This window comes from Natrinema salaciae (genome assembly GCF_900110865.1).
GTDB lineage: Archaea > Halobacteriota > Halobacteria > Halobacteriales > Natrialbaceae > Natrinema > Natrinema salaciae.
The window spans coordinates 101,447-127,417 of record NZ_FOFD01000007.1 but is presented as its reverse complement, the minus strand read 5'-3'; the positions used below and the strand labels follow the sequence as shown (position 1 = coordinate 127,417).

Genomic DNA, 25,971 nt, shown 5'->3' with positions numbered 1-25,971 from the left:
GTTCTACAGCACTCGTAACTCGGTCGTCCAGAACGATCGAACGGCGTCTTCGAGCGCCGGTTCCGGATCGCCGGTCGCGTCGACGGCGGCCGTCGCGGCCGGCTCGAGCGCCGATTCGTCGACGAGCGCGTCGACGACGCCGCGTTGACCCGCGAGGAAGAGCGCCACGTCGGCGTTCTCCCCGCCGCGTTCGTACGCGGCGAGGGCGTCTCGACAGCGCTCGAGGTGGTCGTCGATCTGCCCGTCGCGGATCCGCTCGAACCGGGCCTGGGAGAAGCCACCCTTCGAGTGGCTGCCCTTGACGTCGCTCTCGAAGCCGCGGTAGTCGACGCGCTCGTCGCCCTCGTAAGTGCCGAGCGCGAACAGATCCGTCCGGATCAGTGCGACCGCGTGCCGGCCGGTCGGGAGGAACCACTCGCGCTCGAGCGCGAACCGATCCCGCCAGGTCGCTTCCCGGTCGGGAACGAGCGGTGGGTCCAGCGTCACCGCGAGCAGGCCCTCGTCGTCGACACAGCACAGACAGGGCGCAGCGTCGTCGACGAGCGCGACGCGATCGCCGAGGACGGGCTCGAGGTCCGCGCGGACGGGGTCGGAGAGTCCGCCGTCGCTCACGCCGACGGTCAGCGCCCCCTCCGCTCCCGTCCGGAACGATTCCAGCCGATCGAGCACTGCCTCGAGCCGCCCGCCCCGCAGCTGGTGGCGGTGACGGACGCTGAGTCCGGTCTCGTCCTCACTCGTCCGCTCGAGTTCGCCCTCGAGCTGGGCGATCCGGTCCTCGAGCCGGTTGACCCGCTCCTCGGCGTCCTGTCTCGCGGTGGCGGCCTCGGCCCGGCGATCGGATTCGGCCTCGTAGCGGCTCCGCAACCGCTCGTTTTCCTCCTCGAGTTCGTCGATTCGGTCCTTGAGCGATGCGCGGCCGAGCAACTCGTCGAGCATCCGGCCGAAAGCGGGAAGCGAGCCTACTTCTAGATTCCGGCACTCGGCAGATCGTCGTCGGCCGGGTCGACGCCGTCGGGGTCCCGCCAGCCGCCGGTGAACGAGAGCAACTGTCGGGCCCGCTCCCGCCGGGCGAGGAATACCTCCCGGAGCGAGGGTGGATTCCGCACGCCGGTTCCCGCGAGCATCGACTCCGGAATCGCGAGCGTGTTCGTCGGGACGTCGGCCGACCCGTGAACCGGGAAGTGCGTGGACTCGAGTTTCATCACCAGCGGGGTATCGAGTCGCTCGAGCCCGTCGCCGGTCGCGTACACCTCCTCGTTGATCTGTTCGTGTTGCTCGCTGTGCATGAGGGCGTGGTCCCCGTCGACAGGGGTCACGTAGAGACGTCCGAGATAATAGCTTCGCGAAAACACCTCGAACATGCTAACTAGTACCAAGGGACGAACCGACATAACTGTTTCCGGATATATTTAAACCGTCGTGCTATCAGACCAGTTTCCGGCCCGTCGGACGTCCGCGGATCGAACGCATCCGTGACTGTCGTGGAACGAGTTAGCAGTCGAATACCGTTTCCGGTCGGACACCCGTTGGCCCCCCGAAGCCCCGTCGCACGTGAGCGGCGGGTTCGAGAGGACGACCCGAATGACCGGTTCGAAAGTGGGGCGTACGATGCGGACGGATCGTTCTCGTGGGACTGGACCGGTCGCGGGAACTGCGGCCGTCTTGAACGCTCAAAACGGATCTCGGACGTCGATAGAACGGAGTAAACGGTTCGAACGAAGGTCCGTCTTTTTAGTAAATTCGTCCGACGGGTACCGTAATGACTACCACTCGGTCGGTCGCCCTCCTCGTGGTGCTCGCCGTCGTCGGGCTCACGGTCGCGCCGCTCGCGAGCGGTACCGTGGTGAGCCCGTTGACCGGGGCCCAGACCGGTCAGTCCGATCAGTCCGACGCCGAAACGACGAACGCGTCAGTCGGAACGTTGATGCAGGCGAACGCGGCCGACACGAAGAACACGGTCGAGTCCGGCATGTTCGAGGCAGCATACGAGTCCGCCGACAACGAGAGCCGGGAGGAGATCGTCAGCGACCGAGCAACGCGACTCGCGGAGCAGGTGTCTCGGCTCGAGGCCGAGCGCGACGAGCTCCGTGCACAACGGGGCGCGCTCTCTCGGGGGGCCTATCAGTCGCGAATGGCGACGCTGACGGTCGAAATCGCGAGCCTGGAGCGATCGATCGAACGGGCCGAACGCCGCGCCGCCGAGGTCGGCGTCGGCGAGGATCGGCTCGCGGCCCTCCGCGGGAACGCGGCGACGATGCGGCAAAACGCCTCCGCGGAGGCCGGCCCCGGCACTGCGGCGGTCGCTCGCGGCCTGGCCGAGGCCGATACTCCGCCCGGTCACGGCGCGGGACCACCGGACGACCGCGGTCCGCCCACCGAGCCCGGTCCGGGAAACGGTAGCGACGACGGGAGCGGCGGGCCCGCGGACAAGGGGACTCCCGAGCGGTCCGCAGGGGGGGCACCTGACGATCCCGGGCAGCCAGCGGAGAAACCGAACGGCGGATCGGCCGCCGGAGCGGGAACCGAGACCGGCGGCGCGGACGCCACCGGCAGCTAGGGTCGCGGCCGGCACCGCGAGTCCGGCGAGCAGACACGCTTTTCAGCGGCGATCACTAACCCTCCCACGATGGACTCCGCCGCGTTGTTGGATTTACTCGGGAACGAAAACCGGAGGCGGATCCTCCGGTTGCTCGCCCGCAAGCCCTGTTATGTGACGGAAATCTCGGAGTATATCGGTGTGAGTCCCAAAGCGGTTATCGAACACCTACGGAAACTCGAGGAGGCCGGGCTGATCGAGAGCCGGGTCGACGATCAACGACGGAAGTACTTTCACATCGCTCGGAACGTTCGGCTCGAGGTAAACGTCTCGCCGTATGGCTTCGCGAGCAAGAGTGCGTATCCGTCGAACAACAGTTTCGACATCACGACGTGTCGTCACCTCTCCTTCGACGTCTCCTGGGACGACACCGACGACCTCGACGAACTCCTCGCCGCCCTGGAAGACCTCGAACAACTCGAGAACGAGCTCTCGCTGGCACAGCGGTGGGTACAGGGCCGGCTCCACGACGTGCTCGATAGCATCTCCGAGTCGGTCGGCGCCGGTCCGGAGAGTCGAATCTACGCCGACCTGCTCGCGAGCGTCCGCTCGGAGCCGAAATCGGTCGGCGAACTCAGCGAGGACATCGACGCCCCCCACGAGGTCGTCGCCGAGTTGCTCGAGGTGATGGCCGACAACGGGGTCGTTCGCCGAACCAAACGCGGCTGGGAGTTGACGACGAACGGGTAGCTCAGTCGACGTCCCTCGAGAGCCCGTCGCGCAGATCGCGACCGAAGTAGTAGCCCACGACGGACGCGAGGAGGCCGACGGTCGCCCCGACGGCGACGACCGCTTGTCCGGAGCCGGCGACGGCCAGGACCGTGTAGTTGAGGACGGCTGCGACGCCGCCGACCGACACGCCGGCCGTCGCTATCTCGAGGTAGCGGCGCTTCGACGCGAGCAGGCCGACGACGAAGGCGGTGGCGAACATGCCGACCAGTCGGCCGCCGAACGGCAGCGCGGTCGCGCCGGCCAGCAGGCCGGCCCCGAGCACGAGGACGAGTGCGAAGTAGGCCTTCGGCGAGAAGTACCGGCCGAGCGAGAGGCGGGACGTGAGCGGCGAGAGCCACGACGACGGCGACAACCGCGACGAACCGGTCCCGGCGTCGGCATCGCCCGCGGACGCCCCGTCGGATTCGAGTGCAGCGTCCCGTTCGGGATCGAACTCTGGGTCCGAGCCCTGGCCCGGGGACGCGTCCGAGCGGGCCGCGTCGCCGGACGTACCCGACTCCGAGAGCAGGCGATCCGTCTCCTCCAGGAGGTCGTCAGTTGCGGGGGGATCTCCGTTCCGGCTCTCGGTGATCTCGTCCGAGCGGTCGCTCATATGTCAACTGAGGCCACCCTCCGTCATGGGCCTTTCCCTGGGCCACAGCGTATAGGTAGCCGGCCGTCCGATCGAACCCATGACCTGGGTCGGGACGGCGACGTTCGGGCTGCTCTCGGTCGGTGCCGGGGCGTTCGTCTACGTTCTCGTCGCGAACCTCGAGCCCCAGCCCGAGTACCCGGCGCTGATGACGGATCTGTTGCGGTTGCTCGGACTCGTAATCGCGATCTGTGGCGTCGTCGTCGGCGCGGCGTTTCTCGCTGTGGCGGCGGTCGCCTCGCTCTGGTGAGCGCCCGTTGCAGACGACCGTTTTTTCACCGGTTCAGTGGTAGCCGGACGGCATGGACGCCGAACTGTTCGCGATCGGGCTGGCGACGTTGACGGCCGGGATCGCAGTTCTCGTCGCCGCTCGGCGACTCGCGCCACGGCTCGACGTGCCGGCCGACGTACGCCGGTCGATTCGGATGCTGATCGCGTTGATCGCGGCCATCCTCGTCGCGACTGGCCTTGGGCTCGTCCTGGTCGGCGTCGTGTCGTCCGCGGCGGCGTCGGTGCCGTGAGTGCGTCTCGCGAAGGGACCCGAGGCGGATCGGACCGGAAAAACCGAACCCGGCGCGCGACGGTCGTTACCGAACCGAATCGAGCAGCAGCTTCTGCTCGACCCGCTTGACTTCGTGCTGGACGTCGCGGACGGCGTCGATGTTCGCCGAGATAGAGCTGACACCCTCGTTGACGAGGAACCGAACCATCTCGGGTTTGGACCCGGCCTGTCCGCAGATACTGGTCTCGACGCCGTGTTCGCGACAGGTCTCGATGACGTCGCCGATCAGCCGTAACACGGCGGGGTGGAGCTCGTCGAAGCGGTCGGCGACGTGCTCGTTGTTGCGGTCGACCGCGAGCGTGTACTGGGTCAGGTCGTTGGTGCCGAAAGAGGCGAACTCGATGCCCGCCTCGGCCATCTCCTCGACCGAGAGCGCGGACGCGGGCGTCTCGATCATCGCACCCCAGTGGCGCTTTTCGGGGTCGATGCCCGCCTCTTTCATGCACGCTTTGGCCTGATAGATGTCCTCGGCGTCGTTGACCAGCGGGAACATGATCTCGACGTTGTCGTACCCCATCTCGTAGAGCCGGCGAAACGCCTCGAGTTCGTGGGCGAAGACGTCGGGGCGATCGAGCGAGCGGCGGATCCCCCGGTAGCCGAGCATCGGGTTGTGTTCGTCGGGTTCGTTCTCGCCGCCCTCGAGCTGGCGGAACTCGTCGGTCGGCGCGTCGAGCGTGCGCACGCGAACGGGACGCGGGTAGAACTCGTCGGCGACGCCGCGGATGCCCTGGACGAGCTCCGTGATGTACGCGTCCTCGCCGTTCTCTTCGATGAACGTCTCGGGCGTCTGGTTCAGCGAGAGGATCATGTGCTCCGTCCGCAGGAGACCGACGCCGTCGGCACCCGTCGCGGCCGCGCGTTCGGCGGCTTCCGGAATGGAGACGTTGACCTTGACCTCCGTCGCGGTCATCGGCTTGACCGGCGACTGCGGGCGGACCTCCTCGACGGGTTCGGTCTCCTCGTCGGGATCGACCGCCGACCCCTCGAGCACCGAGCCCTTGTCACCGTCGAGCGTGACGACCTGTCCGTCCTCGAGGACGGTCGTCGCGTTGGTCGTCCCGACGATGGCGGGAACGCCGAGTTCGCGGGAGACGATCGCGGCGTGACTGGTCATGCCGCCTTCGTCGGTGACGATGCCCGAGGCCCGCTTCATCGCGGGCACCATGTCGGGCATCGTCATCTCGGTGACGATGATGTCGCCCTCGCCGACCTTGGCCAGATCGTCGAGCTTTTTCACGATCCGTGCGGGCCCGCTGACCGTCCCCGGACTCGAGCCGAGCCCGTCGACGAGGACGTCGCCGGTGCCGCTCGAGCCCGACCCGGCTCCGCCCGTGCTGGCGCTCTCGGCCGGCTGGACGCTGCCGCTGCCGTCGGTCAGCCCCTTCGAGGGGTCGACGCCGCCGGTGGCGTCCGCGGCGTCACTGCCGGCCTCGTCGATCGTCGTGATCGGGCGCGACTGGAGCATGTAGACGTCGCTGCCGACGATCGCCCACTCGACGTCCTGCGGTTGGCCGTAGTGGTCTTCGACGCGCTCGCCGAGGTCCATCAGCGCGTCGATCTCGTCGTCGGAAACGACCCGCGCGTCGCGCTTGTCCTCGGGCACCTCGCGCTCGACGGTCTGTCCGGTCGCCTCGTCTTTCTCGTGCATCACCTTCTTCTCGGCGACGGTGACGTCGACCGACCGGTCCTCGCGGTCGATGACGTAGTTGTCCGGCGAGACGGCACCGGAGACGACGGCTTCGCCCAGCCCCCACGCGGCCTCGATGATCATCGTCGCGTCGCCCGTCGAGGGATGGCTCGTGAACATCACGCCCGACTTCTCGGCGTCGACCATCTGCTGGACGACGACCGCGATGTTCACCGCCGAGTGGTCGAACCCCTGCTCCTGTCGATAGTAGATCGCCCGTTGCGTGAAGAGCGACGCCCAACACTCCCGGACGCGGTCCAGCAGGTCCGCCTCGGTGACGTTGAGGAACGTCTCCTGTTGCCCGGCGAAGGAGGCGTCCGGCAGGTCCTCGGCCGTCGCCGACGACCGGACCGCGACGAACGCTTCGCCGGTGCCGACCTCGCGGTAGCTCTCGAGGATCTCCTCGCGGAGCTCGTCGGGGAACGGTGTCTCGATGATGAGTTCCTGTGCGCGGTCCGCGGCGTCGGCCAGCGCACTCGAGTCGTCGACGTCGACGTCGACGGCCTCGAACAGTTCCTCGTCTATTTCGGCATCTTCGATGAACGATCGATAAGTCCCAGCAGTCACGACGAATCCCGGTGGAACGGGCAGCCCTGCGCCCGTGAGCTCGCCCAAGGAGGCACCTTTACCGCCGACCTTCTCGAGGTCGCCGGCACTGATCTCGTCCAGCCAGAGTACAGCCATCTCTAGTGAGGTGGTCACTGGAACGAATAAAGAAGGTTGCGAACAGTCGCGCCGAATCGCAACTCGGAACTGAATGAGTTTCTGGCGCTTTCGGCCGGCAGACGGTCGTTTTCGAGGGGATCACGGAACCGGTCGAATTGCGAAATCGCACCGCGAACGGCCGTCACACGTCAGTCGCGGCGGCGACCGCCGCTCGTCTCGTCGAGTAAATATATAAGCTATCGGCACAGTAAATTTACGGTTATTGTCACCGGTGCCGACCGTCGACACTCGGTCGGGTCGCCGTTCGTCGATCGATGGATCGCGGTCGCCCCGCCGGGGTCGACTGGCGCTGATCGCGATCGATTTCCTCGCCGGCGACGTGCAGGGCGGACTCGGCGTACTCGACGACCGCGACGAGCCGCTCGCACGAGTCCGCTCAGGCCTCGAGGATCTCGTCCTCGTCGGCCTCGGGGACGACGATCGAGCCGTCGAGGGCGGTCACGCCCCGGCCGCCGACTCGCACCGCGTCGTCGAGGCGGACGCGAACGATCCCCGGACGGTCGACGTAGTGACCCTGCTCGAGGCGGAGCTCCTCGGGCAAGTCGTCGTCGAACGCGCCGAACCGGTCGAGGTACGCGCAGACGGCCCCGCTCGCGGTCCCGGTCACCGGGTCCTCCGGGACGCCGGCTCCCGGCGCGAACATGCGCCCGTGCAGCGTCGAGTCGCGCTCGAGTGCGTCGAACGTGAAGAGATAGACGCCCGCGGCGTCGACGTCGTCGGCGAGCGCGTCGATCGCGGCCATGTCGGGTTCGGCGTTCCCGACGTCCGAGAGATAGGTGATCGGGACGATCAGAAACGGCAGCCCCGTCGAGGCCACCGCGAGCGGAATGTCGGCGCTCGCGCCCTCGAGCGCAGCCTGATCGACGCCGAGCGCGTCGGCGACGCGGTCGTACCCCGCGTCGACTTCGCGGATCGTCGGCTCGTCCTGTGTCATCCACACCGTCCCGTCCGATCGCACGTCGATCTCGAGCGTTCCGACGTTCGTCTCGAGGGTCGTCGTCCCGGGCTCGAGCCCCTCGTCGGCGAGGTGTGCAAACGTTCCGACCGTCGCGTGTCCGCAGAGGTCGACCTCCTGGGTGGGCGTGAAGTACCTGACCCGCCGGTCGGCAGTCTCGCTCGAGCGAAGGAAGGCCGTCTCGCTGACGGCCATCTCGGCGGCGATCGCTCGCATCTGTCCGTCCGAGAGGCCGTCCGCGTCCGGGACGACTCCCGCGGGGTTGCCGGTGAGCGGTTCGTCGGTGAAGGCGTCGACCTGCAGGACCCGAATCGTCTCCATACGACGTGGATCGGACGACTGGCGTATGAATCCTCGGTCGGCGGAGCGTCGGCACGCTACAGCCCGTCGATCCAGTTCGCCAGCTCGGTGACGACCCGTTCGGTCACGTTGTTTCGGACGGCGTACTCGAACTCGACCGACTCGCCGTCGACCGGCATGAACAGGTGGTTGAGTCCGTCGTACGTCTCGAACGTCGCGTTCGACGCCCCCTCGAGTTCGGACCGCCATCGTTCGAGGTCGTCGGTGACGTCGACCTGGAAGTCCCGCGTCCCCTGGAGGAAGCGGAGCGGAACGTCCGTCTCCGCCGCGGTGCCAACGTGGTCGTACGCTGCGAGGCTCTCCCAGAACGCCCCGGGCTTGTTGAGCAGGACGTCGTCCGCGCTGTACTCCTCCGCGCGGACCGACTCGATCTGGTCGCTCCACCGGTCGTACACGTTCGCCAGGTCGCTCCACTCGTGGTCGCCGACCGACACCTTGTGCTCGAGTTGTTCGAGGGTCAGCTCGTGATACGGGCGCGCCGGCGCGGCCAGCCCGACGACGCCGGCGACCCCTCCGTCTCGAGCGGCGATTCTGGGAGCGGCTCGCCCGCCGAGACCGTGGCCGACGACGACGATCCGGTCCGCGTCGACGCCGTCGGTCCCCCGGAGTCGCTCGATCGCGCTCAGCGCGTCGTCGACGGTGACGCGATCGAGGGTGTAGTCGGCCGGCTCGACATCGCACGCGGGAACGCGCTTGTCGTACCGGAGGGTCGCGATTCCCTGCGTGGTGAGCCCCTCGGCGAGATCCGTAAAGAACTGCGTTCCGCCGCGAGCGGTGTTCGCGGTCACCGGGCCGGAGTCGTGGACCAGGACGACGCCGGGAGCGTCGCCGCCACCGTCCGCTGGCGTCGTGACGACCCCGGGGAGCGAACAGCCGTCGCCGTCGACCGCGAGCGTGACGTCCTCGGTGGCGATCGCGCTCGAGTCGACGTACGACGGTCGTTCGTAGCTGTCCGCGATGCCGCAGTCGAGGAGGCGCGACTCGTCGTCGACGACGATGCGGCAGGCGTGTTCGCCGCGGGCGAACGAGAGCGTCAGGTCGATCGCCTTGCGACTGTCGCCCTCGGTCACGCTCGTGTCGACGGTCTCCTCGAACGAGCCGCCGACCGACTGATATCCCATCCAGAGGCGCTCGAGTCGGCCGGGGTCGCCGTACCGGTCCCGGTTATCCGAGGCGAATCGCTCGCTGGCCCGTTCGAACCGCTCGTTCGCGAGATCGTCGACGAACGCCGTCGCCGCGTCGTCGGCGGTCTGCGAGTCGGATTCGTCGTCCGTCGTATCGGCGAGCAGATCGGCACAGCCGGCCGCTGCCGACGCTGTCGCCGTCGATACCGCTGCCAGTACGGTCCGCCGTCGGGGAGTCATCGATACCGGACCGACCACGGTCTATCAGATAAAGACGAGGTCGATTCTCCGTGACTGTATCGACCGCTGATATGCGAAGGCCGTCGCGCGTCGAGTCAATCGTCGTCGGCTTCCTCGAGCGACTCGGCGTGGTCCGCCACGGGCGGGAGGTCGCCGGACGCGTGGGTCCCGACCGGCGGGCGGTTGACCTCCGCGGCGGGCGAGGACTCGAGATCGGTCCGCTCCTCGCCCTCGATCCGCTCCATCTCGCCACCGTCCCTGGCGTCCTGGTCGATCCGCATCGAACAGAACTCCGCGCCGCACATCGAGCAGAAGCGGGCCTCCTTGTAGTTGTCACCGGGAAGCGTCTGGTCGTGGTACGAGCGGGCGCGGTCCGGGTCGAGCGCGAGTCGGAACTGTTCGCGCCAGTCGAACTCGTAGCGGGCTTCCGAGAGCGCGTCGTCCCAGTCGCGTGCCCCGGGTCGTTCGGTCGCCACGTCGCCGGCGTGAGCCGCGATCCGGTAGGCGGCGAGGCCGTCGCGGACGTCGTCCTCCTCGGGGAGGCCCAGGTGTTCCTTCGGCGTGACGTAACACAACATCGCGGCACCGGCTTCGGCGGCCATCGCGGCACCGATGGCGCTCGTGATGTGGTCGTAGCCCGGCGCGATATCGGTCACGAGCGGGCCGAGCACGTAGAAGGGCGCGCCATCGCAGACCGCCTGCTGGCGCTCGACGTTCTCCGCGACCTTGTGCATGGGGACGTGGCCCGGCCCCTCGACCATCACCTGCACGCCGCGGTCCCAGCCGACCCGCGTGAGTTCGCCCAACGTGTCGAGCTCGGCGTACTGGGCCTCGTCGCAGGCGTCGGCCAGACAGCCGGGTCGCAGGCTGTCCCCGAGGCTGAACGTGACGTCGTGCTCGGCGAAGATCTCGCAGATCTCCGGGAACACCTGATAGAGCGGATTCTGCTCGCCGTTCTCCTCCATCCACTTGGCCATGATCGAGCCACCCCGCGAGACGATCCCGGTCTTCCGGCCGTCGGTCAACGGCAGGTGTTCGGCGAGAATCCCCGCGTGGATCGTCATGTAGTCGACGCCCTGTTTCGCCTGCTTCTCGATGATCTCGAGCAACAGGTCCGTCGTGACGTCCTCGGGGCTGCCCGCCTGCGTGACCGCCTCGTACAGCGGGACCGTGCCGAGTGGTACCGGCGAGTGCTCGATGTGGGTTTCCCGGATCTCGTCTAAGTCGCTGCCGGTGCCGAGATCCATCACCGTGTCCGCGCCGTAGTGGACCGCGGTGTGGAGCTTCTCCAGTTCGGTCTCGAGGTCGCTGGTCGTCTCGCTGTTGCCGATGTTGGCGTTGACCTTCGTCGCGAACTCCCGGCCGATCACCATCGGGTCGAGCGCGTCGTGGTGTCGGTTCGTCGGGATCACGGCCTGCCCCGTGGCGACCTGCTCGCGCACGAACGCCGGATCGCGGTTCTCTCGCTCGGCCACGCGTTCCATCTCGGGCGTCACCGTCCCTTCGCGGGCGGCCTGAATCTGTGTCTGTGCCATGGATAACTAGGTTGTATCACTAGGTTATAAATCCACGGCGGTTCCGTTCCAGCCCGCGGCGATCGCTCGAGGGTGCGGCTCGTTTCAGCCAACTTAAGGGGGCTGCGCTCGAGACACCGGGTAGGTGGCCATCAGATGTCCGACTTACCGGACGATTTCGACTGTACGATTACCAACTGGGAGTACATTTACGGCCTGTGTGGGGACGTGGCAGACGACATCCGCGACGACGAGTTCGAACCGGACGTCGTCGTCGCTCTGGCGCGCGGCGGCTGGTTCGCCGGCCGGTGTCTCTGTGACTTCCTCGGGCTGGACGACCTGACGAGCCTGAAGATGGAACACTACGTCGGCACCGCCCAGAAGTCCGGTGAGCCGACCGTCCGCTATCCGATGCCCGAAGGCAGCGTCGCGGACAAGGACGTGCTCATCATCGACGACATCGCCGACACCGGCGGCTCGATCGAGCGCGCCTACGAGTACGTCGACGACCGCGATGCCGGCGAGGTCCGCACCGCGACGCTCCAGTTGCTCGGCACCAGCGAGTTCCAGCCCGACTACGTCGGGGAACGACTCGAGGCGTGGTCCTGGATCGTCTACCCGTGGAACTTCATCGAGGACATGATCGATCTGATCTCCAGTGCGATGGAGAAAGCCGACCAGGAGACGTTCACGAACGAGGCGATCCGCCACTACCTCACCGACTACCACGGCATCGAACGGATCGAGATGGAGATCGCCCAGCCCGACCGGCTGTCGGAGGTCCTGCGCGAGATGGAACGACGCGAACTCCTCGAGTCGGTCGGCGACGACGAGTGGGCGCTCGTCGAGTAACTGCAGCCGATCGGTCGACGGGCGACGGACGCCGCTCGATGCGATCGTGCCGGGTCACACGCCGCTCGGTCGCCGCCGCGGGTGTCAATAATATAATTATTTAAGCGGTGACTGTGACAGTACTCGTCGTATGAACGGTGTCCTTTCGAGCCTCGGTATCGGTGCCGCAACGGTCGATACGGTCCTGCCGACGACGCTCACGGCGGGCGAATCCGTCGATGCGCGCGTCGACGTTACCGGCGGCAACGACGCGCAGGAGGTCGACAGTATCTACTTCGCGCTCGCGACGAGCTACGAGACCGACGAGAGTCGACGAACGGCGAAGATCGACACGTTCCGCATCGCTGACTCGTTTACGATCGAGCCTGGCGAGGAGCGATCCCACACCGTATCGATCGACGTTCCGTACCACACGCCCGTCACGATGGGGCGCACGAGCGTCTGGCTCGATACTGGCCTCGACATCGACTGGGCGATCGATCCCGACGACCGCGACGAACTCGAGATCGAACCCGATCCGCTGCGCCGGGCGCTGTTCGACGCCGTCGATTCGCTCGGGTTCAGGCTCCGAACGGCGGAGTGCGAAGCGACGGAGTCGCTGTTCTCGAATCACCGCTTCGTTCAGGAGTTCGAGTTCGTCCCCCGATCCGGCCCCTTCGCCGGCGAACTCGACGAACTCGAGATCGTCACGCTGCCCGAGGACGATGGCTTCGACCTGGTGCTCGAGGTGGACCGTCGCGGTGGCCTGCTGGCGGAACAGTTCGACGCCGACGAACGATACGATCGGCTCTCGCTCAGGGACGGCGACGAGGCCGATCTCGAGCGGACGCTCCGCGCGGCGATCGAACGAAACTGCTGATTCGGCCGCCCACGGCCCCGTTTTCGAGAATTTGTGCGGCGTCCCGACCAACCGTCACTCCGCGGTCGACTCCGTGTCGGCCGCCCCGGCCGTCCCGACCGGTCCGTCCGTCGGCCGCTCGCCGTCGTCGGTTTCGACGATCGAGCGCTTCCACGTACCCCGCGTGAACCACGCGACGGCGGCGATCGCGCCGACGACGTCACCGACCACGACGCCCGTCCAGATACCGGTCGGCCCCCACTCGGCGACGAAGAGCAGGTAGTACGTGACCGGGACCCGCACGATCCAGAGCCCGAGCACCGCGAACGCGAGCGCCGTCTTCGTGTTTCCAGCCCCACGGAACGCCCCCTGAACGACCTGGAGCACGCCCATGAAGGCGAAGCCGACCGCGGCGTACCGGAGGTACGTCACGCCGTAGTCGATCGTCGCCGCTTTGCCCGCCGCGTCGGCGGTGACGAACACCGAGACGATCGGCTCCGGGAAGAGGACGGCGAGGAGGCCGGCCACGAGCATGACGCCCGCGATGACCCCCGCGGCGATCCGGACCGCCCTCGCCGCCCGATCGGGCTCGCCCGCACCCAGATTCTGACCGACGATCGTATCCGTGGCCTGCCCCAGCCCCATCGCCGGCAGGAAGGCGAGCGAAATCAACCGGTTCCCCAGCCCGTAGGCCGCGACGACCGCCGGCGGGAAGGTCACGACCATCGCCGTCATCGCGACCAGGGCCAGCGCCGTCATCGACTGCTCGAGCGCCGTCGGGACTCCCAATCGCGTGATCTTCGCGACGTACTCCCGTCGCGGCCGGAGGTGGGCGGCCCGGATGTCGGGCCCCACGTCGGTGTAGTACAGCAGGTAGAAGCCGATCGCCGTCGCGATTCCTCGCGAGACGAGCGTCGCGACGGCGGCTCCCTGCACCTCGAGTCGCGGCAGCGGGCCGACGCCGAAGATGAGCAACGGGTCGATCGCGAGGTTGATGACGACGCTGACGAGCATTACTCGCATCGGCGCACGCGTGCTACCGTAGCCGCGCATGAGCGCGACGAAGACGAAGAAGCCGAAGAGGAAGGGGAGTCCGAGGAAGAACACCCGCAGGTACTCGGCGGCCAGCGGAAGGATCGCGGCTTCCGTCTCGGCGTCGGCGGGGAGCGCGGCGAGCATCGGCTCGGTCGCGACGAAGCCAAGCGCGCTCAGTCCGATCGCGACCAGCGAGACGAACGACAGCGTCTGCCCGGCGATCAGGCCCGCGTCGCCGCTCTCCGCGCCGGTGTGTTGGGCGATCAGGATCGCGCCGGCCGCCGTGAAGCCGCCGCCGATCGCGATCAGGAGGAACAGGAGCGGAAACGCGAGGCTCACCGCACCCACCGCGTCGGGCGAGAGTGCGCCGAGCCAGAAGGTGTCGCCGACGTTGTACGCCACCTGCAACAGCTGGATGACCACGAGCGGCCACGCCAGCCGAACCATCGGCCGCACGAGCGGCCCTTCAGTGAGGCCGCCCTGCTGCTCCTCGTCGACTGCCATGGCCGAACAGTGACGACGGCTCTACTTGGGTTCTCGTGAGGCGTGGTATCGACAACCACCGTCGGTGATAGCTCACGGGGGCGGTTCCGCGCCGGAGCCGAAGACGGGAACCAGTCCGTTTACGGTACTGGTACGCCGAGGGATTCGCATGACGATCGGCGTTATCGGCGGGAGCGGTATTTACGAAGCACTGCCACTCGAGAACACCCGCAAAGAGGAGCTTTCGACGCCCTACGGCGAGCCGAGCGAGGCGGTCACGCTCGGCGAACTCGCCGGGCGAGAGGTCGCGTTCCTCCCGCGCCACGGTTCGGACCACCAGCATCCGCCGACCGACGCGGCCTACCGGGCGAACATCTACGCGCTCAAGTCGGTCGGCGTCGACCGGGTCATCGCCACGAACGCGGTCGGCAGCCTGCGCGAGGAACTGCCGCCGCGGACGCTGGTCGTCCCCGACCAGATTTTCGACCGGACCAAGCACCGCACGCCGACGTTCTTCGGCGACGGCATGGTCGTCCACATGGGCTTTGCCGATCCCTACTGTCCCGAAATGGTCTCCCACCTCGCCGAGTCGGCCCGCGAGGCGACCGACGACGGGACGAAAACGCAGGAAGACGGCACCTACGTCTGTATCGAAGGGCCGCAGTACTCCACCCGTGCGGAGAGCGAATTCTACCGCGAGCAGGGCTGGGACATCGTCGGAATGACCGCCATTCCGGAAGCGAAACTCGCCCGCGAGGCCGAACTGAGCTACGCCACCGTCGCCGGCGTCACCGACTACGACGTCTGGAAGGAAGACAACGAGGTCACGCTGGACGAGGTCCTCGAGAACGCCGCGGCCAATCAGGACGCGATCAACGCGGTCGTCGAACACGCCATCCGAACGATGCCCGACGACTTCGAGAGCGATGCCTGGAGCGCACTCGAGGGGACGATCAACACGCCACAGGAGGCGATCCCCGAGGCGACCCTCGAGCGCGTCGACCTCCTGGCCGGCGAGTATCTGGAGTGACGCGTCCGTCGAGTCGCACCGTCACGACCGTTCCGACTCGAGACCGGACGACGTAGCGGGGTCCGGCGATTCCAGGTCGGTCGGGTCGCCGGCCGCCCACGGCTCGCGCTCGCCGTCGACGCCGTCGTCGAACGGATCGCGCGGATCGACCGCACACGCCTCGCAGTAGACGTTCTCTCCCGATTCCGGAACCGAAATCGTGGCTCCGAACAGCACGCGCCGTTCCTCGTAGCGGCGGTACTCGCCGCCCTCGGCCGGCCGCCCGCACTCGCCGCAGTCGACGGTCGCCGAGTCGACGCGGCCGGTTCGAACCTCGCGTTTCGTACCGACGGTGTGAACGGGGTCGCTCGAGGCTTCGGCCGCCTGCCAGCAGACGACGAGCCCGACGAGAAAGAGCGCGATGCCGACGACGGGAGCACCGAGCATCGCCGGCAGGAACAGCAGCGATACGAGAATCCAGCCCCAGAGGAACACGAACCCGGCGTAATCGGCTACACGACGGAGTCCGCGCCCGACGCTCTGTCGCCGACCCGGTCGTGTCATTCGTGTAATCGATTTTCGAACGAACAGATAATCCTTTCGACGCGAGCACACGACGGGCTCGCGTCCCGTCGGCCGTCGTCCGAACCGACGTCAGTCGGCGGTCGCCTCTTCGGGCTCCGCGTCCACCGTCACCCGCTGGACCCAGAGGTCGCCGAACAGTTCGTCCTGCTCGAGCGTGACCCGTCCCCGGTGAGCCAGGAACAGCAGCGCGAGATAGGTCATCACGCGCGTGCCGCCGACTTCGTCGATCTCGGCGTACAGCACCTCGTCGCGGCCTTCGTCGTAGTGACGCTCGAGTTCGCCCTCGACGTCGTCGATGACCGCCTCGATGTCCTCCTCGTGAGTCGTGTGGGTGACGTCGTCGCTGGTCGGTTCGTCGTCGACCCGGAAGTCGTCGCCGGAGTGGTAGTTCAGCTCCTGGACGCCGCGGTCGTACCCCGTCGGCGAGCCGCTGGTGTCGTAACTGCGCGATTCCTTCCACCAGGTGTCGCGCTCGGCGGTGCGCAGTTCGCGGACCAGTTCGTCCAGCGTCTCCGGCTTCCCGCGGGCGTGCTTGCGTTCGAGGCGTCGCTCCATCTCTTCCTCGAGGTTCTCGACGGGGTCGAACCCCGGCGGGTAGTCCCGGTCGTCGCTCTCCGCGTCCATCGTCCCGTCGTCGGCGAAGGGCGCTTCCCACGGCGGAAGCTCCTCCTCGTCGGGCTCGTCGGTCGCGAACAGCTCGTCGCTTTTCATCCGCAGGAGGACGCTCGCGTAGAACAGCGCCCGTCCGGACGTCCGCAGGTCGACGTCCTCGATCGCGGCGAGGAACTTGTCGGTGACCCGAACGACGTCGATGTCCCACGGATCGATCTCGCCGTCTTTCGCGAGCTGGACGAGCAGTTCGACCGGTTCGACCGCTTCCTCGTCGTCGTCGCCGTCGCCGTCGTCTCCCGACGGGGCCATCTCCACGTCCGTGAACTCGAGGACCGAGTCGCCACTCTGGGGGTCGCGGTCGCCGTCGCCGTCGCTTTCGCCGTTCGGTTGAGAGTCCGGACTCGCGTCCCCGGGTCGCTCGCGGTCCTCGTGGCCGGCGATGTGCAGCGGAATCCCGTCGTCGTCCGGCTCGCTCCGGTCGCCGCTCGCGTCGCTCGAGGAGCCATCGCTAGTCATCGGCCGGCACCTCGCCGCTACTCAGATCGATTCCGGTCACCGCGCTCACGTTGTCCTGTTGCATCGTCACGCCGATGGCCCGCTCGGAGCGGTCGAGCATGGCCGAGCGGTGGGAGACGACGACGAACTGCGCTTTGTCGGAGAGTTCGTCGACCATCTCGCCGATCCGCTCGGCGTTGACCGCGTCGAGGAAGGCGTCGACCTCGTCGAGCGCGTAGAACGGGGCCGGATTGTGCCGCTGGATCGCGAAGATAAAGGCCAGCGCCGTCAGCGACTTCTCGCCGCCGGACATGGCATCGAGCCGCTGGATCGGCTTGTCGCCCGGCTGGGCCTTCATCGTCAGCCCGCCGTCGAACGGGTCCGCCTCGTTCTCGAGGTGGAGCGTCCCCGTTCCCTCCGAGAGCTTCTCGAAGATCTCCGTAAAGTGGGCGGCGATCGCGTCGTAGGCGTCCATGAACGTCTGCTTCTTCTGGGTCTCGTACTGCTCGATCCGGTCGCGGATCCCGTCGGCCTCCTCGACGAGCGTCTCCTTGCCCTCCTCGAGGTCGTCGAGGTCGCTGCGGACCTCGTCGTACTCGTCGATCGCGAGCATGTTCACGGGCTCCATCGCCTCCATGTCCGCCTGCAGGAGGTCGATCATCTCGAGGACGGTCTCGTGGTCGGGCACGTCGTCGGGGTCGTAGTCGCCGACCTCCGATTCGAGGGATTCGATCTCCCACTCGAGGCTGTTCGCGCGCTCGCGTGCGTCCTCGAGTTTGCTTTCGACCGCGTTGACCCGGTCTTGCTGCTGGTCGCGTTTCGTCCGGGCCTCGGAGAGCTCCTCCTTGAGATCGCTGCGGTCGTCTTTCAACTCGGTGAGCTCTTCTTCGAGCGCTTCGACGGCCGCGCGTTTCTCCTCGAGTTCCTCGCGCTTCGCCTCGATCTGCGCCTCGTACTCGTCGATCCGGTCCTCGTGTTCGGCCGTGCGGTTCTGGGCGGTCTCGATGTCGTCGTGGAGGTCCTCGATGGCGTCCTCGGCGTACTCCTTCTCGAGGCTCAACTCGTTGAGCGTGCCGTCGAGTTCCTGAATGCGGTCCTCCCGTTCGTCGATCTCGGCCTCGAGCGCCTCGATCTGGTCGGTCAGTTCGGGGATCTTCGAGTCCGCGAGTTCGCGTTCGAGCGCCGCGATCTCGGCTTCGAGCTCCTCGACCGTCGCCGTCTTGGCCTCGATCTCCGCGGAGAGCTCGTTCATCCGCCCGTCGACGGTCTCCCGTTCCGCCCGGAGCTCCTCGAGGTCGTCCTCCAGGTCCGCGATCTCGGTCTCGATGCGCTCGCGCTGGTCGTCGAGCCCCTCGAGTTCGGCCTCGATCGATCGCACCTCGTCGGCCGCGTCGCTCTTGCGGTCACGGGCGTCGTCGAGACGTTCCTCGACGCCCCGAAGGTCCTCCCGCAGCGATTCCCGCTCCTCCTGGAGCTCCGTGATCTGTTTCGCGACGCGCTCGAGTTGGCCCTCGCCCCCGCCGGTAAAGGAGTAGCGCGAGCCGCCGCCGGAGCCGCCGGTCATCGCGCCGCTTTTCTCGACCAGGTCGCCGTCGAGCGTGACCATCCGATAGTCGCCCATGTACGAGCGGGCGGTCTCGATGTCCTCGACGACCAGCGTGTCCCCGAGGACGTAGGAGAAGACGCCAGCGTACTCGCCGTCGAAGTCGACGAGGTTGTACGCGAAGCCGACGACCCCCGGATCGCTGGGTGCCGACGGCAGCCGGCGCTGGCTCATGTCCGTCAGCGGCAGGAAGGTCGCCCGGCCCGCGTTTCGGGACTTGAGGTGCTCGATACACTGCTGGCCGATGACGTCGTCGTCGACGACGACGTTCGCCAGCCGCCCGCCGGCGGCGGTCTCGCAGGCGACCGCGTACTCGCCGGCGACGGTCCCCAGCTGGGCGACCGCGCCGTGGACGCCGTCGATCCCCGAGTTGAGGATCGTCGTGACCGCGCGACCGAACGAGGAGTCGCCGCTCTCGCCGGCGTTGGCCTCGAGTTCGGCGTACTCCTGCTGTTTCGCCTGGATCTCGTCGTCGAGGTCGTCGACGTCGGACTGCAGCCGCCGCTTCTCGCCTTTCAGGTCGTCGACGACCTCGGCGATGTTCTGCCGGTTCCGTTCGGCCTTCTCGAGTTCGCGCTCGAGGTCGCTCCGCTGGCTCTCGATCTCGGGGAGCTCCTCGCGCCGCTCCTCGATCGTCGCCGCCGTCTCGTCGATGTTGTTCGAGCGCCGTCGCGCTTCGTCGAGCAGGCGGTCCTGCTCGCGTTGCAGGTCGTTCTTTTCGGTCTTCGCTTCCTCGAGGTCGTCCTTGCGCTCGGCGAGTTCGGCCTTGAGCTCGTCGAACTCCGTGTCGACGGCCTCGATTTCGGCCTCGAGGTCGTCGCGTTCGGCCTCGCGTTCCTGAATTTCGCCCTTGATCGAGGCCTTCTCGAGCTTGTGTTCGCGCATCTCGTCGTCGAGGTCGTCGATCGTCTCCTGTTTCCGGTCGATCTGGACGAAGGCCTCGCGGCGCTTCGCCTCGGCGTCCTCGATCGCCTCCTCGCTGGTCTCGATCTTGTCCTCGAGCCGCGAGATGTCGCCTTTGATCTCCTCGATCTCGCTTTTGATCCGGAGCTGCTCGTCCTCGCCCTTGCGCTCGATCTCCGCGTTCAGGTCCTCGAGGTCCTCCTGTAAGCGGACGACTTTCCCCTCGCGTTCGTCGAGCTCCCGCTGGAGCTCCCGAAGCTCGTCGGCGAGGTCGTCGACTTCGGTCTCGACCGACTCGAGCGCGGCGCGTTTCTCCTCGAGCTCGCTGGCCTTCTTGTAGCCCTCGTACTCGTCTTTCTCGCGGCGGAGCCGGCGGTAGCGCATCGCCTCCCGGCGCTCGTCCGCGAGCTGGTCGAGCCGGTCGCGTTTCTCCTCGATGCGGAGTTCCGCCTCGTCGATCCGTTCCTGCACCGTCTCGAGTTCCCCGAAGGCGTCTTCCTTCTTGGCGTCGAACTCCGCGACGCCCGCGATCTCGTCGATGATCTCCCGACGGGCGTGGGGCGTCATGTTGATGATCTCGGTGACGTCGCCCTGCATGACGACGTTGTAACCCTCCGGCGTGATCCCGGCCTGTGCGAGCAGATCCTGAATGTCCGAGAGGTTGACCGAGCGGTCGTTCAGATAGTAGTAGGAGTAGTAGTTGTCCTCGGTTTCCTTGACGCGGCGACGGATGCGAATCTCGTCCACGTCGCCGACGTCCTCGCTCCCCGCGGCGTTGACGACCTGCGATCGCTCGAGGGTGCCGTCGGAGTTGTCGAGGATCACCTCGACGGTGGCCTCGCGAGGCCCCCCGGAGCTACCGCCGTCCTCGTGACCGGGGTTGTAGATGAGGTCGGTCAGTTTCTCGGCGCGGATCCCGCGGGTGCGGGCCAGTCCGAGCGCGAAGAGGACGGCGTCGATGATGTTCGACTTCCCGGAGCCGTTCGGCCCCGTGACGACGGTGAAGTCCTCGTAGAACGGAATCTTCGTCTTCCTGCCGAAGCTCTTGAACTTGTCGAGGACGATCGACTTGATGTACATTCTCGTTGCGAAACCTCCGTACCGCTACGGTCGGCTGCTCGGGGCCCACCGTGTCTCAGTACTCCCCGAATCGCGGCGTCGTCCGCAGTTATGCGACGATAATGTCGTCGCTACCTGAGTCTTCCGCTTCGTCGCCGGTGGCCTCCTCGGTGTCGGCGTCGGCCGCCGCTTCGGCGACTTCGTCGGGTTCGGCTTCGGGCGTTTCGTTCCCGCCGGTCGCCGCCGTCCCGGTTTCCCCGTTCCGTCGCTCGGGGACGCGCGTCGGCGTGTCGGCGTCGAGTTCGGCCTCGAGGACGCGGATCCGCTCTTTCGCCTCGATGAGTTCGTCCGTCAGGCCCTCTACCGTCGACTCGAGTTCCGCAACCGTCGATTCGAGCTGCTCGACGCGGTTGTTCGACATATCAACTAGGGGTCCGTCCGGCCACATAAACGTACGTCAGACGACTATAAGCTACCTTACAATTCGTCGATCGCCCGCCGAGACGGCGGTCGCTTCCTCCCTCGCGGCCGATCCGTGCGCAGCCGTACTGCTGGCCGTGACTGTCCGCTGTCGGGTCTGCGATCGACCGTGGCGGTGAGCGATAGCAACCGTGCGACGGGGCGGTGATACCGATCGGTTCAGCGGGCGGACTCCCCGACCGCGGGAAGCGTCAGGGAGAACGTCGCCCCCTCGCCGGGCTCCGACTCGACCCAGATATCCCCGCCGTGACGTTCGAGAATCCGCTGACAGAGCGCCAGCCCGATCCCGGTGCCGGGGTGTTCCTCGCGACTGTGCAGCCGCTGGAAGACTTCGAACACGCGGCCCTGGTCGTCGGGATCGATCCCGATTCCCTCGTCGCGGACCGAGATCACCCACTGGTCGCCCCTGCGTTCGGCGTCGACGGCGATCCGTGGCGGTTCGTCGCCGCTGTACTCGATCGCGTTCGCGAGCAGGTTCTGAAACACCTGCCGAAGCTGGTCCGCGTCGCCCTCGACGCGGGGGAGGTCCTCGACCGCGAGCTCGGCGTTCGTCTCCTCGATCTGCAGCTGTAAATCCGCCAGCACGCCCTCGAGGACCGAGTCGAGATCGACCGGTTCGAGCGGCTCGCCCTGGGTCTCGACCCGCGAGTAGGTCAGTAGCCCCTCGATCATCCTGCGCATCCGGTCGGCACCCTCGACGGCGAACGAGAGGAACTCCTCGCCGTCCGCGTCGAGGGCATCGGCGTAGCGGCTCTCGATGAGCCGGAGGTAACTCGAGACCATCCGCAGGGGCTCCTGCAGGTCGTGGCTCGCCGCGTAGGCGAACTGCTCTAACCGCTTGTTGGACTCCTCGAGCCGATCGATGGTCTCCTCGAGCTTCCGTTGATACTCCTTTCGTTCGGTGATGTCGTGGGCCATCGTCACCCCGGCGAAGACGTCGCCCCGGTTGTCGGTGATCGGGACCGAATACAGCACCCACTCTCGACCGGCGTACTCGAGTTCGACCGACCGCTCCTCGCCCTCGAGGGCGTCATGGAGCGCCGGTTCGAGCGCGTCGCTCGTCTCCGTCGGCCAGGCGTCGGTGAAGCACTTCCCCTCGATGTCGGCCGGCTCCGGCGGGATCTTATCGAAGCCCTGCCCCGCCGCCAGCGTGTACTCGAGGTCGTGGTCGAACAGGGTGACGATGCCGTTCGGGAAGTGCTCCGCGAGGGTGCGGTACCGCTGTTCGGACTCCTCGAGTTCGCGTTCGCGCTTCTTTCGCTCGGTGACGTCGCGGTCCGAGACGATGAGCGAGACGACCTCGCCGTCGTCGTTCGTGACCGGTCTGAAGACGCCGTTGAGCGTGTACCGCTCGCCGTCCGGCCGAGTGAGGTCGGTTTCGAAGTTGACGTACTCGCCGGCCGCCGCGCGCTCGGTCCACCGTCTGACGTCGGGCTGCACGCCCTCGCTCCACCAGGGGGTCTTACAGAACTGGTCGCCGACCACGTCCTCGAGGTCGGCGTCGATGTACTCCATCGCCGTCTGATTGATGTCGAGGACCGTCCCGTCGGGCTCGAGCAGGCCGACGAGGATGTTCGGATCCTCGAAGATGGCTTCGAAGCGCCGCTCCGTCTGCTCGAGTTCGCGCTCGCGTTCCCTGCGCTCGGTGACGTCGCGGAAGTACACCGAGATGCCGGTCTCGGAGGGGTAGAGGTTCGCCTCGACGTGGAAGTCGAGCGTGTCGTAGTAGAGCTCGTAGCTGGTCGGCTCCTGCGTTTTCAGCGCCGTGTGGAAGGCGTCCCAGACGGTCTCGAGCTCGCGAAGATCCGGAAACACGTCCCAGACGACCTCCCCGAGCAGTTCCTCCTCGGGACGTTGCAGGAGTTCCGCGGCGCGCTCGTTGACGTGGGTGAGCCGGAACTCGTCGTCGACCGCGTAGAAGGCGTCGGAGATCCTGCCGAGGATGCGCTGGAGCTCGGTCTCGAGTTCCTGCTCGCGTGCTCGCCGATCCGTCATATCACGGGTCACTTTCAGGTAGCCCCGATGGGTACCGTCGTCGTCGCGGACGGCTGTGATCGTGACGTTCGCCCAGAACCGCGTGCCGTCCTCGCGGACGCGCCATCCCTCGTCCTCGGTCGACCCGTTCTCGAGGGCCCGCTCGAGGTTGCGCTCGGGGACGTTCGCCGCTCGGTCGTCGTCGGTGTAGAACCGCGAGAAGTGGTCGCCGACGATCTCCTCGCGGTCGTATCCCTTGATCTTCCGCGCGCCTCTGTTCCAGCTGGTGACCCGACCCGTCGTGTCCAGCCGGAAGATGGCGTACTCCTCGACGGCGTCGACCAGCGACTGGAACTCCTCTTCGCTCTCCTGCAGGGCGTCTTCGGACTGCTTCTGATCGGTGATGTCGTAGTAGAGCTCGACCCGGCCGCCGGCGAACGTCCCCGACTCGATCGGCTTGCTCTGGTATTTCACCCATCGGTCCTCGAGGTCGCTCGAGGGTGCCACGACGTGACACTCGAAGCGATCGACGTCGCGATCGTCGTCGTACGCGGACAGGACCGTCTCCGCGAACGACTCGGGATCGTCGAACCGGTTCTTGAGGGTGTCGTCGACGACCTCGCGGTGGCTCCGGCCGATGAGAGCCGACCGGTCGAGACCGAAATACTGCTCGATGGTCGCGTCGGCCCACTCGATTTCGAACGACTCGTCGAGGACCATGACACCGATATCGGCGTTGTCGATGATGCTCGTGATCGACTCGTACGACGCCGCCGATGCGAGCGTTTCCCGTCGGTACCGTTTCTCGGAGCGGTCGCGGGCGACGCCGATGGACCCCCGAAACTCGCCGTCTTCCATCAGGAGGTTGATCCGTGCCTCGAAGGGGATCGTCTCGCCGTCGGCCGTTCGGACGGCGAGTTCGAACGTCGCGACGTCGTCGTTCGCGTCGATCCGGTTCGCGAGTTCGCGCTCGATGCGGCCGGCGTCGGCGTCGTCGACCACGAACGAGACGTGCTCGCCGAGGAGGTCGTCGCGCGAATAGCCGGTCGCCTCGACGATGACGTCGTTGACGGCGACGAAGCGTCCGTCGGCGTCGAGCTGGTAGATCCCGTCGTCGATCGTGTTGACGAGCGTCCGATAGCGGTCGAGCGCGACGTCGTCGTCAGCGTCCCCCCAGAACGCCCCGTCGTTCGCGCCCGCTCGTGTACTCATGCTCCGATAGTAGTCGTTGGTCCGGAAAAAGCTCTCGCCGGCTGGCACCACCTGGACGCTCGCAGCGTCGGTACGGTCGTGAACGCCGCCTCCGGGATTCCCGAAGACGGGGCTCGCGACCGCCGCCACCGACCGGAAAGACAGTTCCGTATTTTAGACGGTGGTGGCACGCCGATCGCGCAGCGCCACCAGTTATGAGGGGTCCTCGTCGAGATATTCGCCTGTTTGGGCAAGTAGATTTATTACCTCTCGCACTGACTCGACGTACAGACCGGAAATACAATTCCGGTATATCCGATGGACAATCCGATATCGACCACCGACGCGCTGGCGGAAGAACTGCTCTCGAGGGAGTACGATCGCTATCGAGAACGGACGCCGAATTCGGCGGCCATGGCCGACGATCTCCGGGAACTGGTCCCGGCCGGCGTCTGTAGCACGTTCCGAGCGTACGACCCCTACCCAGTTCACGCGGACCGCGCGGCGGGGGCGTCTCTCTACGACGTCGACGGGAACGAGTACCTCGACTTCGCGCTCAACAACGGAACGCAGCTCGTCGGGCACACGCATCCGAAACTATCGGCGGGCGTGATCGAGCAGATCGACCGCGGGACGCTGTACACCCGCCCGAACGAACTGATCGAGTTCGCGGCCGAACCGCTGATCGACCGCTGGGACGCGATCGAGCGGGTTCGCTTTACCAACAGCGGGACCGAGTCGGTCATGCACGCGACGCGGCTGGCACGGGCCTACACCGGTCGGGAGAAGATCATCCGCATGGAGGGGGCCTATCACGGGGCGCACGACCCGGCCCTGGTGAGCAAGATGCCACCGCTCGAGCGAGCGGGCCCCGCGTCGGACCCGTGTCGCGTCGCGGAATCCCAGGGCATCCCCGACTCGGTCCCCGACGACGTGTTGCTGGCGCAGTACAACGACGCCGAGAGCGTCGAGCGACTGCTCCGCGAGCACGGCCGCGAGGTGGCCGCCATTCTCGTCGAACCGGCCTGTCTCAACCTCGGGCTCGTCGAACCCGTCGACGGGTACCTCGAGCGGTTGCGAACGCTCGCCGACGAGTACAACGTCGTCCTGATCTTCGACGAGGTGAAAACCGGGGTCAAGCTCGCGCCCGGCGGCGGGGCGGAGTACTACGGTGTGCAGCCCGATCTCGTCGCGCTGGCGAAGGCCATCGGCGGCGGGTACCCCGTCGGCGCGTTCGGCGGCCGCCGCGAGATCATGGACCGGATCGCGGCCGATCTCGACGAGGGCGTCGCGACCGGTGCGGCACACTACGGGACGTACAACGGGAATCCGCTGGCGCTGCGGGCCGTCGGTATCACGCTGCGCGACGTCCTCACCGACGAGGCGTACGACCGCGTGACCGACCTCGCCGATCGCCTCGCGGCCGGCTACCGGGACGTGATCGAGGACGAAGGGCTCGAGGCGCAGGTGACCGGCGTCGGCTCGCAGGGAATGGTTTACTTCACCGAGGAGCCGATCCGGACGTTCCGCGACTGGGCGGCCGTCGACGAACCGTTCCACGAGGCGTACTGGTTCGGCATGCTGAACAGGGGCGTCATCCCGCACCCCCACGACGCCTCCCAGCAGTGGACGATCAGCGTCCAGCACACCGCCGACGAGATCGACGCCCACGTCGACGCGTTCGCGGATCTCGCCACCCATTTAGCGGCGGCACAGCAGTAGTCC

General features: G+C 67.0%; 21 protein-coding genes. 8 read left to right on the top strand and 13 right to left on the bottom strand.

The features are described 5' to 3' along the window. Nucleotides 1-3 precede the first annotated feature (3 nt). Both BMX07_RS20545 and BMX07_RS20540 read right to left on the bottom strand, forming a co-directional pair. On the bottom strand, nucleotides 4-936 hold the full coding sequence (locus BMX07_RS20545) for a Vms1/Ankzf1 family peptidyl-tRNA hydrolase (RefSeq protein WP_090621714.1): 933 nt from the start codon (nucleotides 934-936) through the stop codon (nucleotides 4-6). A gap of 29 nt (nucleotides 937-965) precedes the next feature. Next, nucleotides 966-1,361, bottom strand: a complete 396-nt coding sequence (locus tag BMX07_RS20540) for a DUF5802 family protein (protein WP_090621711.1) — start codon at nucleotides 1,359-1,361, stop codon at nucleotides 966-968. 398 nt (nucleotides 1,362-1,759) lie between these two features. Here BMX07_RS20540 and BMX07_RS20535 point away from each other — a divergent pair, with 398 nt between their 5' ends. After that, on the top strand, nucleotides 1,760-2,557 hold the full coding sequence (locus BMX07_RS20535; protein WP_090621708.1) for a hypothetical protein: 798 nt from the start codon (nucleotides 1,760-1,762) through the stop codon (nucleotides 2,555-2,557). Nucleotides 2,558-2,626: 69 nt separating this feature from the next. Continuing rightward, complete coding sequence (locus tag BMX07_RS20530; RefSeq protein ID WP_090621706.1) at nucleotides 2,627-3,286, top strand: ArsR/SmtB family transcription factor; 660 nt, start codon at nucleotides 2,627-2,629, stop codon at nucleotides 3,284-3,286. A 1-nt stretch (nucleotide 3,287) separates the two neighbouring features. On the opposite strand, the gene BMX07_RS20525 is transcribed toward BMX07_RS20530, so the two are convergent. Continuing rightward, complete coding sequence (locus tag BMX07_RS20525) at nucleotides 3,288-3,920, bottom strand: hypothetical protein (protein WP_090621704.1); 633 nt, start codon at nucleotides 3,918-3,920, stop codon at nucleotides 3,288-3,290. 79 nt (nucleotides 3,921-3,999) lie between these two features. On the opposite strand from BMX07_RS20525, the gene BMX07_RS20520 reads away from it, so the two are divergent. Together BMX07_RS20520 and BMX07_RS20515 are read left to right on the top strand one after the other, a co-directional pair. Continuing rightward, nucleotides 4,000-4,209 carry a hypothetical protein gene (locus BMX07_RS20520; RefSeq protein WP_090621702.1) on the top strand — a complete coding sequence of 70 codons (210 nt, stop codon included), beginning with the start codon at nucleotides 4,000-4,002 and terminating at the stop codon, nucleotides 4,207-4,209. Nucleotides 4,210-4,261: 52 nt separating this feature from the next. Beyond that, nucleotides 4,262-4,480 (top strand): hypothetical protein, encoded by a 219-nt coding sequence (locus tag BMX07_RS20515; protein ID WP_090621698.1) that lies wholly within the window; start codon nucleotides 4,262-4,264, stop codon nucleotides 4,478-4,480. A 66-nt stretch (nucleotides 4,481-4,546) separates the two neighbouring features. Here the strand turns inward: BMX07_RS20515 and ppsA are convergent, their stop codons facing one another. The 4 genes from ppsA to thiC form a co-directional block, all read right to left on the bottom strand. After that, entirely contained in the window at nucleotides 4,547-6,892 is a 2,346-nt protein-coding gene (gene ppsA / locus BMX07_RS20510; protein WP_090621694.1) for a phosphoenolpyruvate synthase, read from the bottom strand. A 418-nt stretch (nucleotides 6,893-7,310) separates the two neighbouring features. Further along, complete coding sequence (locus BMX07_RS20505) at nucleotides 7,311-8,210, bottom strand: PhzF family phenazine biosynthesis protein (RefSeq protein ID WP_090621691.1); 900 nt, start codon at nucleotides 8,208-8,210, stop codon at nucleotides 7,311-7,313. Between the two features lie 56 nt (nucleotides 8,211-8,266). Next, nucleotides 8,267-9,613 (bottom strand): alpha/beta hydrolase family protein, encoded by a 1,347-nt coding sequence (locus tag BMX07_RS20500; RefSeq protein ID WP_090622134.1) that lies wholly within the window; start codon nucleotides 9,611-9,613, stop codon nucleotides 8,267-8,269. A 95-nt stretch (nucleotides 9,614-9,708) separates the two neighbouring features. Then, a complete protein-coding gene (thiC, locus tag BMX07_RS20495) occupies nucleotides 9,709-11,148 on the bottom strand; it encodes a phosphomethylpyrimidine synthase ThiC (protein WP_090621688.1) in 1,440 nt (479 codons plus the stop codon). A gap of 135 nt (nucleotides 11,149-11,283) precedes the next feature. Between thiC and BMX07_RS20490 the strand changes: the two genes are divergently transcribed. Both BMX07_RS20490 and BMX07_RS20485 read left to right on the top strand, forming a co-directional pair. Continuing rightward, nucleotides 11,284-11,979: a phosphoribosyltransferase gene (locus tag BMX07_RS20490; protein ID WP_090621686.1), complete on the top strand. Its 696-nt coding sequence runs from the start codon at nucleotides 11,284-11,286 to the stop codon at nucleotides 11,977-11,979. A gap of 130 nt (nucleotides 11,980-12,109) precedes the next feature. Further along, complete coding sequence (locus BMX07_RS20485; RefSeq protein WP_090621684.1) at nucleotides 12,110-12,838, top strand: sporulation protein; 729 nt, start codon at nucleotides 12,110-12,112, stop codon at nucleotides 12,836-12,838. 54 nt (nucleotides 12,839-12,892) lie between these two features. Here the strand turns inward: BMX07_RS20485 and BMX07_RS20480 are convergent, their stop codons facing one another. After that, nucleotides 12,893-14,356, bottom strand: a complete 1,464-nt coding sequence (locus tag BMX07_RS20480; protein WP_090621681.1) for an MATE family efflux transporter — start codon at nucleotides 14,354-14,356, stop codon at nucleotides 12,893-12,895. A 148-nt stretch (nucleotides 14,357-14,504) separates the two neighbouring features. On the opposite strand from BMX07_RS20480, the gene mtnP reads away from it, so the two are divergent. Then, nucleotides 14,505-15,365 (top strand): S-methyl-5'-thioadenosine phosphorylase, encoded by an 861-nt coding sequence (mtnP, locus tag BMX07_RS20475; RefSeq protein ID WP_090621678.1) that lies wholly within the window; start codon nucleotides 14,505-14,507, stop codon nucleotides 15,363-15,365. Between the two features lie 21 nt (nucleotides 15,366-15,386). Here the strand turns inward: mtnP and BMX07_RS20470 are convergent, their stop codons facing one another. The 5 genes from BMX07_RS20470 to BMX07_RS20450 form a co-directional block, all read right to left on the bottom strand. Next, complete coding sequence (locus BMX07_RS20470; protein WP_090621676.1) at nucleotides 15,387-15,908, bottom strand: DUF8108 domain-containing protein; 522 nt, start codon at nucleotides 15,906-15,908, stop codon at nucleotides 15,387-15,389. A gap of 90 nt (nucleotides 15,909-15,998) precedes the next feature. Next, nucleotides 15,999-17,057 (bottom strand): segregation and condensation protein A, encoded by a 1,059-nt coding sequence (locus BMX07_RS20465; RefSeq protein ID WP_090621674.1) that lies wholly within the window; start codon nucleotides 17,055-17,057, stop codon nucleotides 15,999-16,001. Continuing rightward, nucleotides 17,050-20,622 (bottom strand): chromosome segregation protein SMC, encoded by a 3,573-nt coding sequence (gene smc, locus BMX07_RS20460; RefSeq protein WP_090621671.1) that lies wholly within the window; start codon nucleotides 20,620-20,622, stop codon nucleotides 17,050-17,052. The genes BMX07_RS20465 and smc overlap by 8 nt, the downstream gene beginning before the upstream one ends. An 88-nt stretch (nucleotides 20,623-20,710) precedes the next feature. Then, the gene (locus tag BMX07_RS20455) at nucleotides 20,711-21,022 is read right to left on the bottom strand and encodes a DUF7518 family protein (protein ID WP_090621669.1); all 312 of its coding nucleotides are present in this window, start codon (nucleotides 21,020-21,022) and stop codon (nucleotides 20,711-20,713) included. Between the two features lie 218 nt (nucleotides 21,023-21,240). Continuing rightward, complete coding sequence (locus tag BMX07_RS20450) at nucleotides 21,241-24,267, bottom strand: PAS domain-containing sensor histidine kinase (RefSeq protein WP_090622132.1); 3,027 nt, start codon at nucleotides 24,265-24,267, stop codon at nucleotides 21,241-21,243. Between the two features lie 297 nt (nucleotides 24,268-24,564). On the opposite strand from BMX07_RS20450, the gene BMX07_RS20445 reads away from it, so the two are divergent. After that, nucleotides 24,565-25,968, top strand: a complete 1,404-nt coding sequence (locus BMX07_RS20445) for an aspartate aminotransferase family protein (RefSeq protein ID WP_090621666.1) — start codon at nucleotides 24,565-24,567, stop codon at nucleotides 25,966-25,968. Nucleotides 25,969-25,971 lie beyond the last annotated feature (3 nt).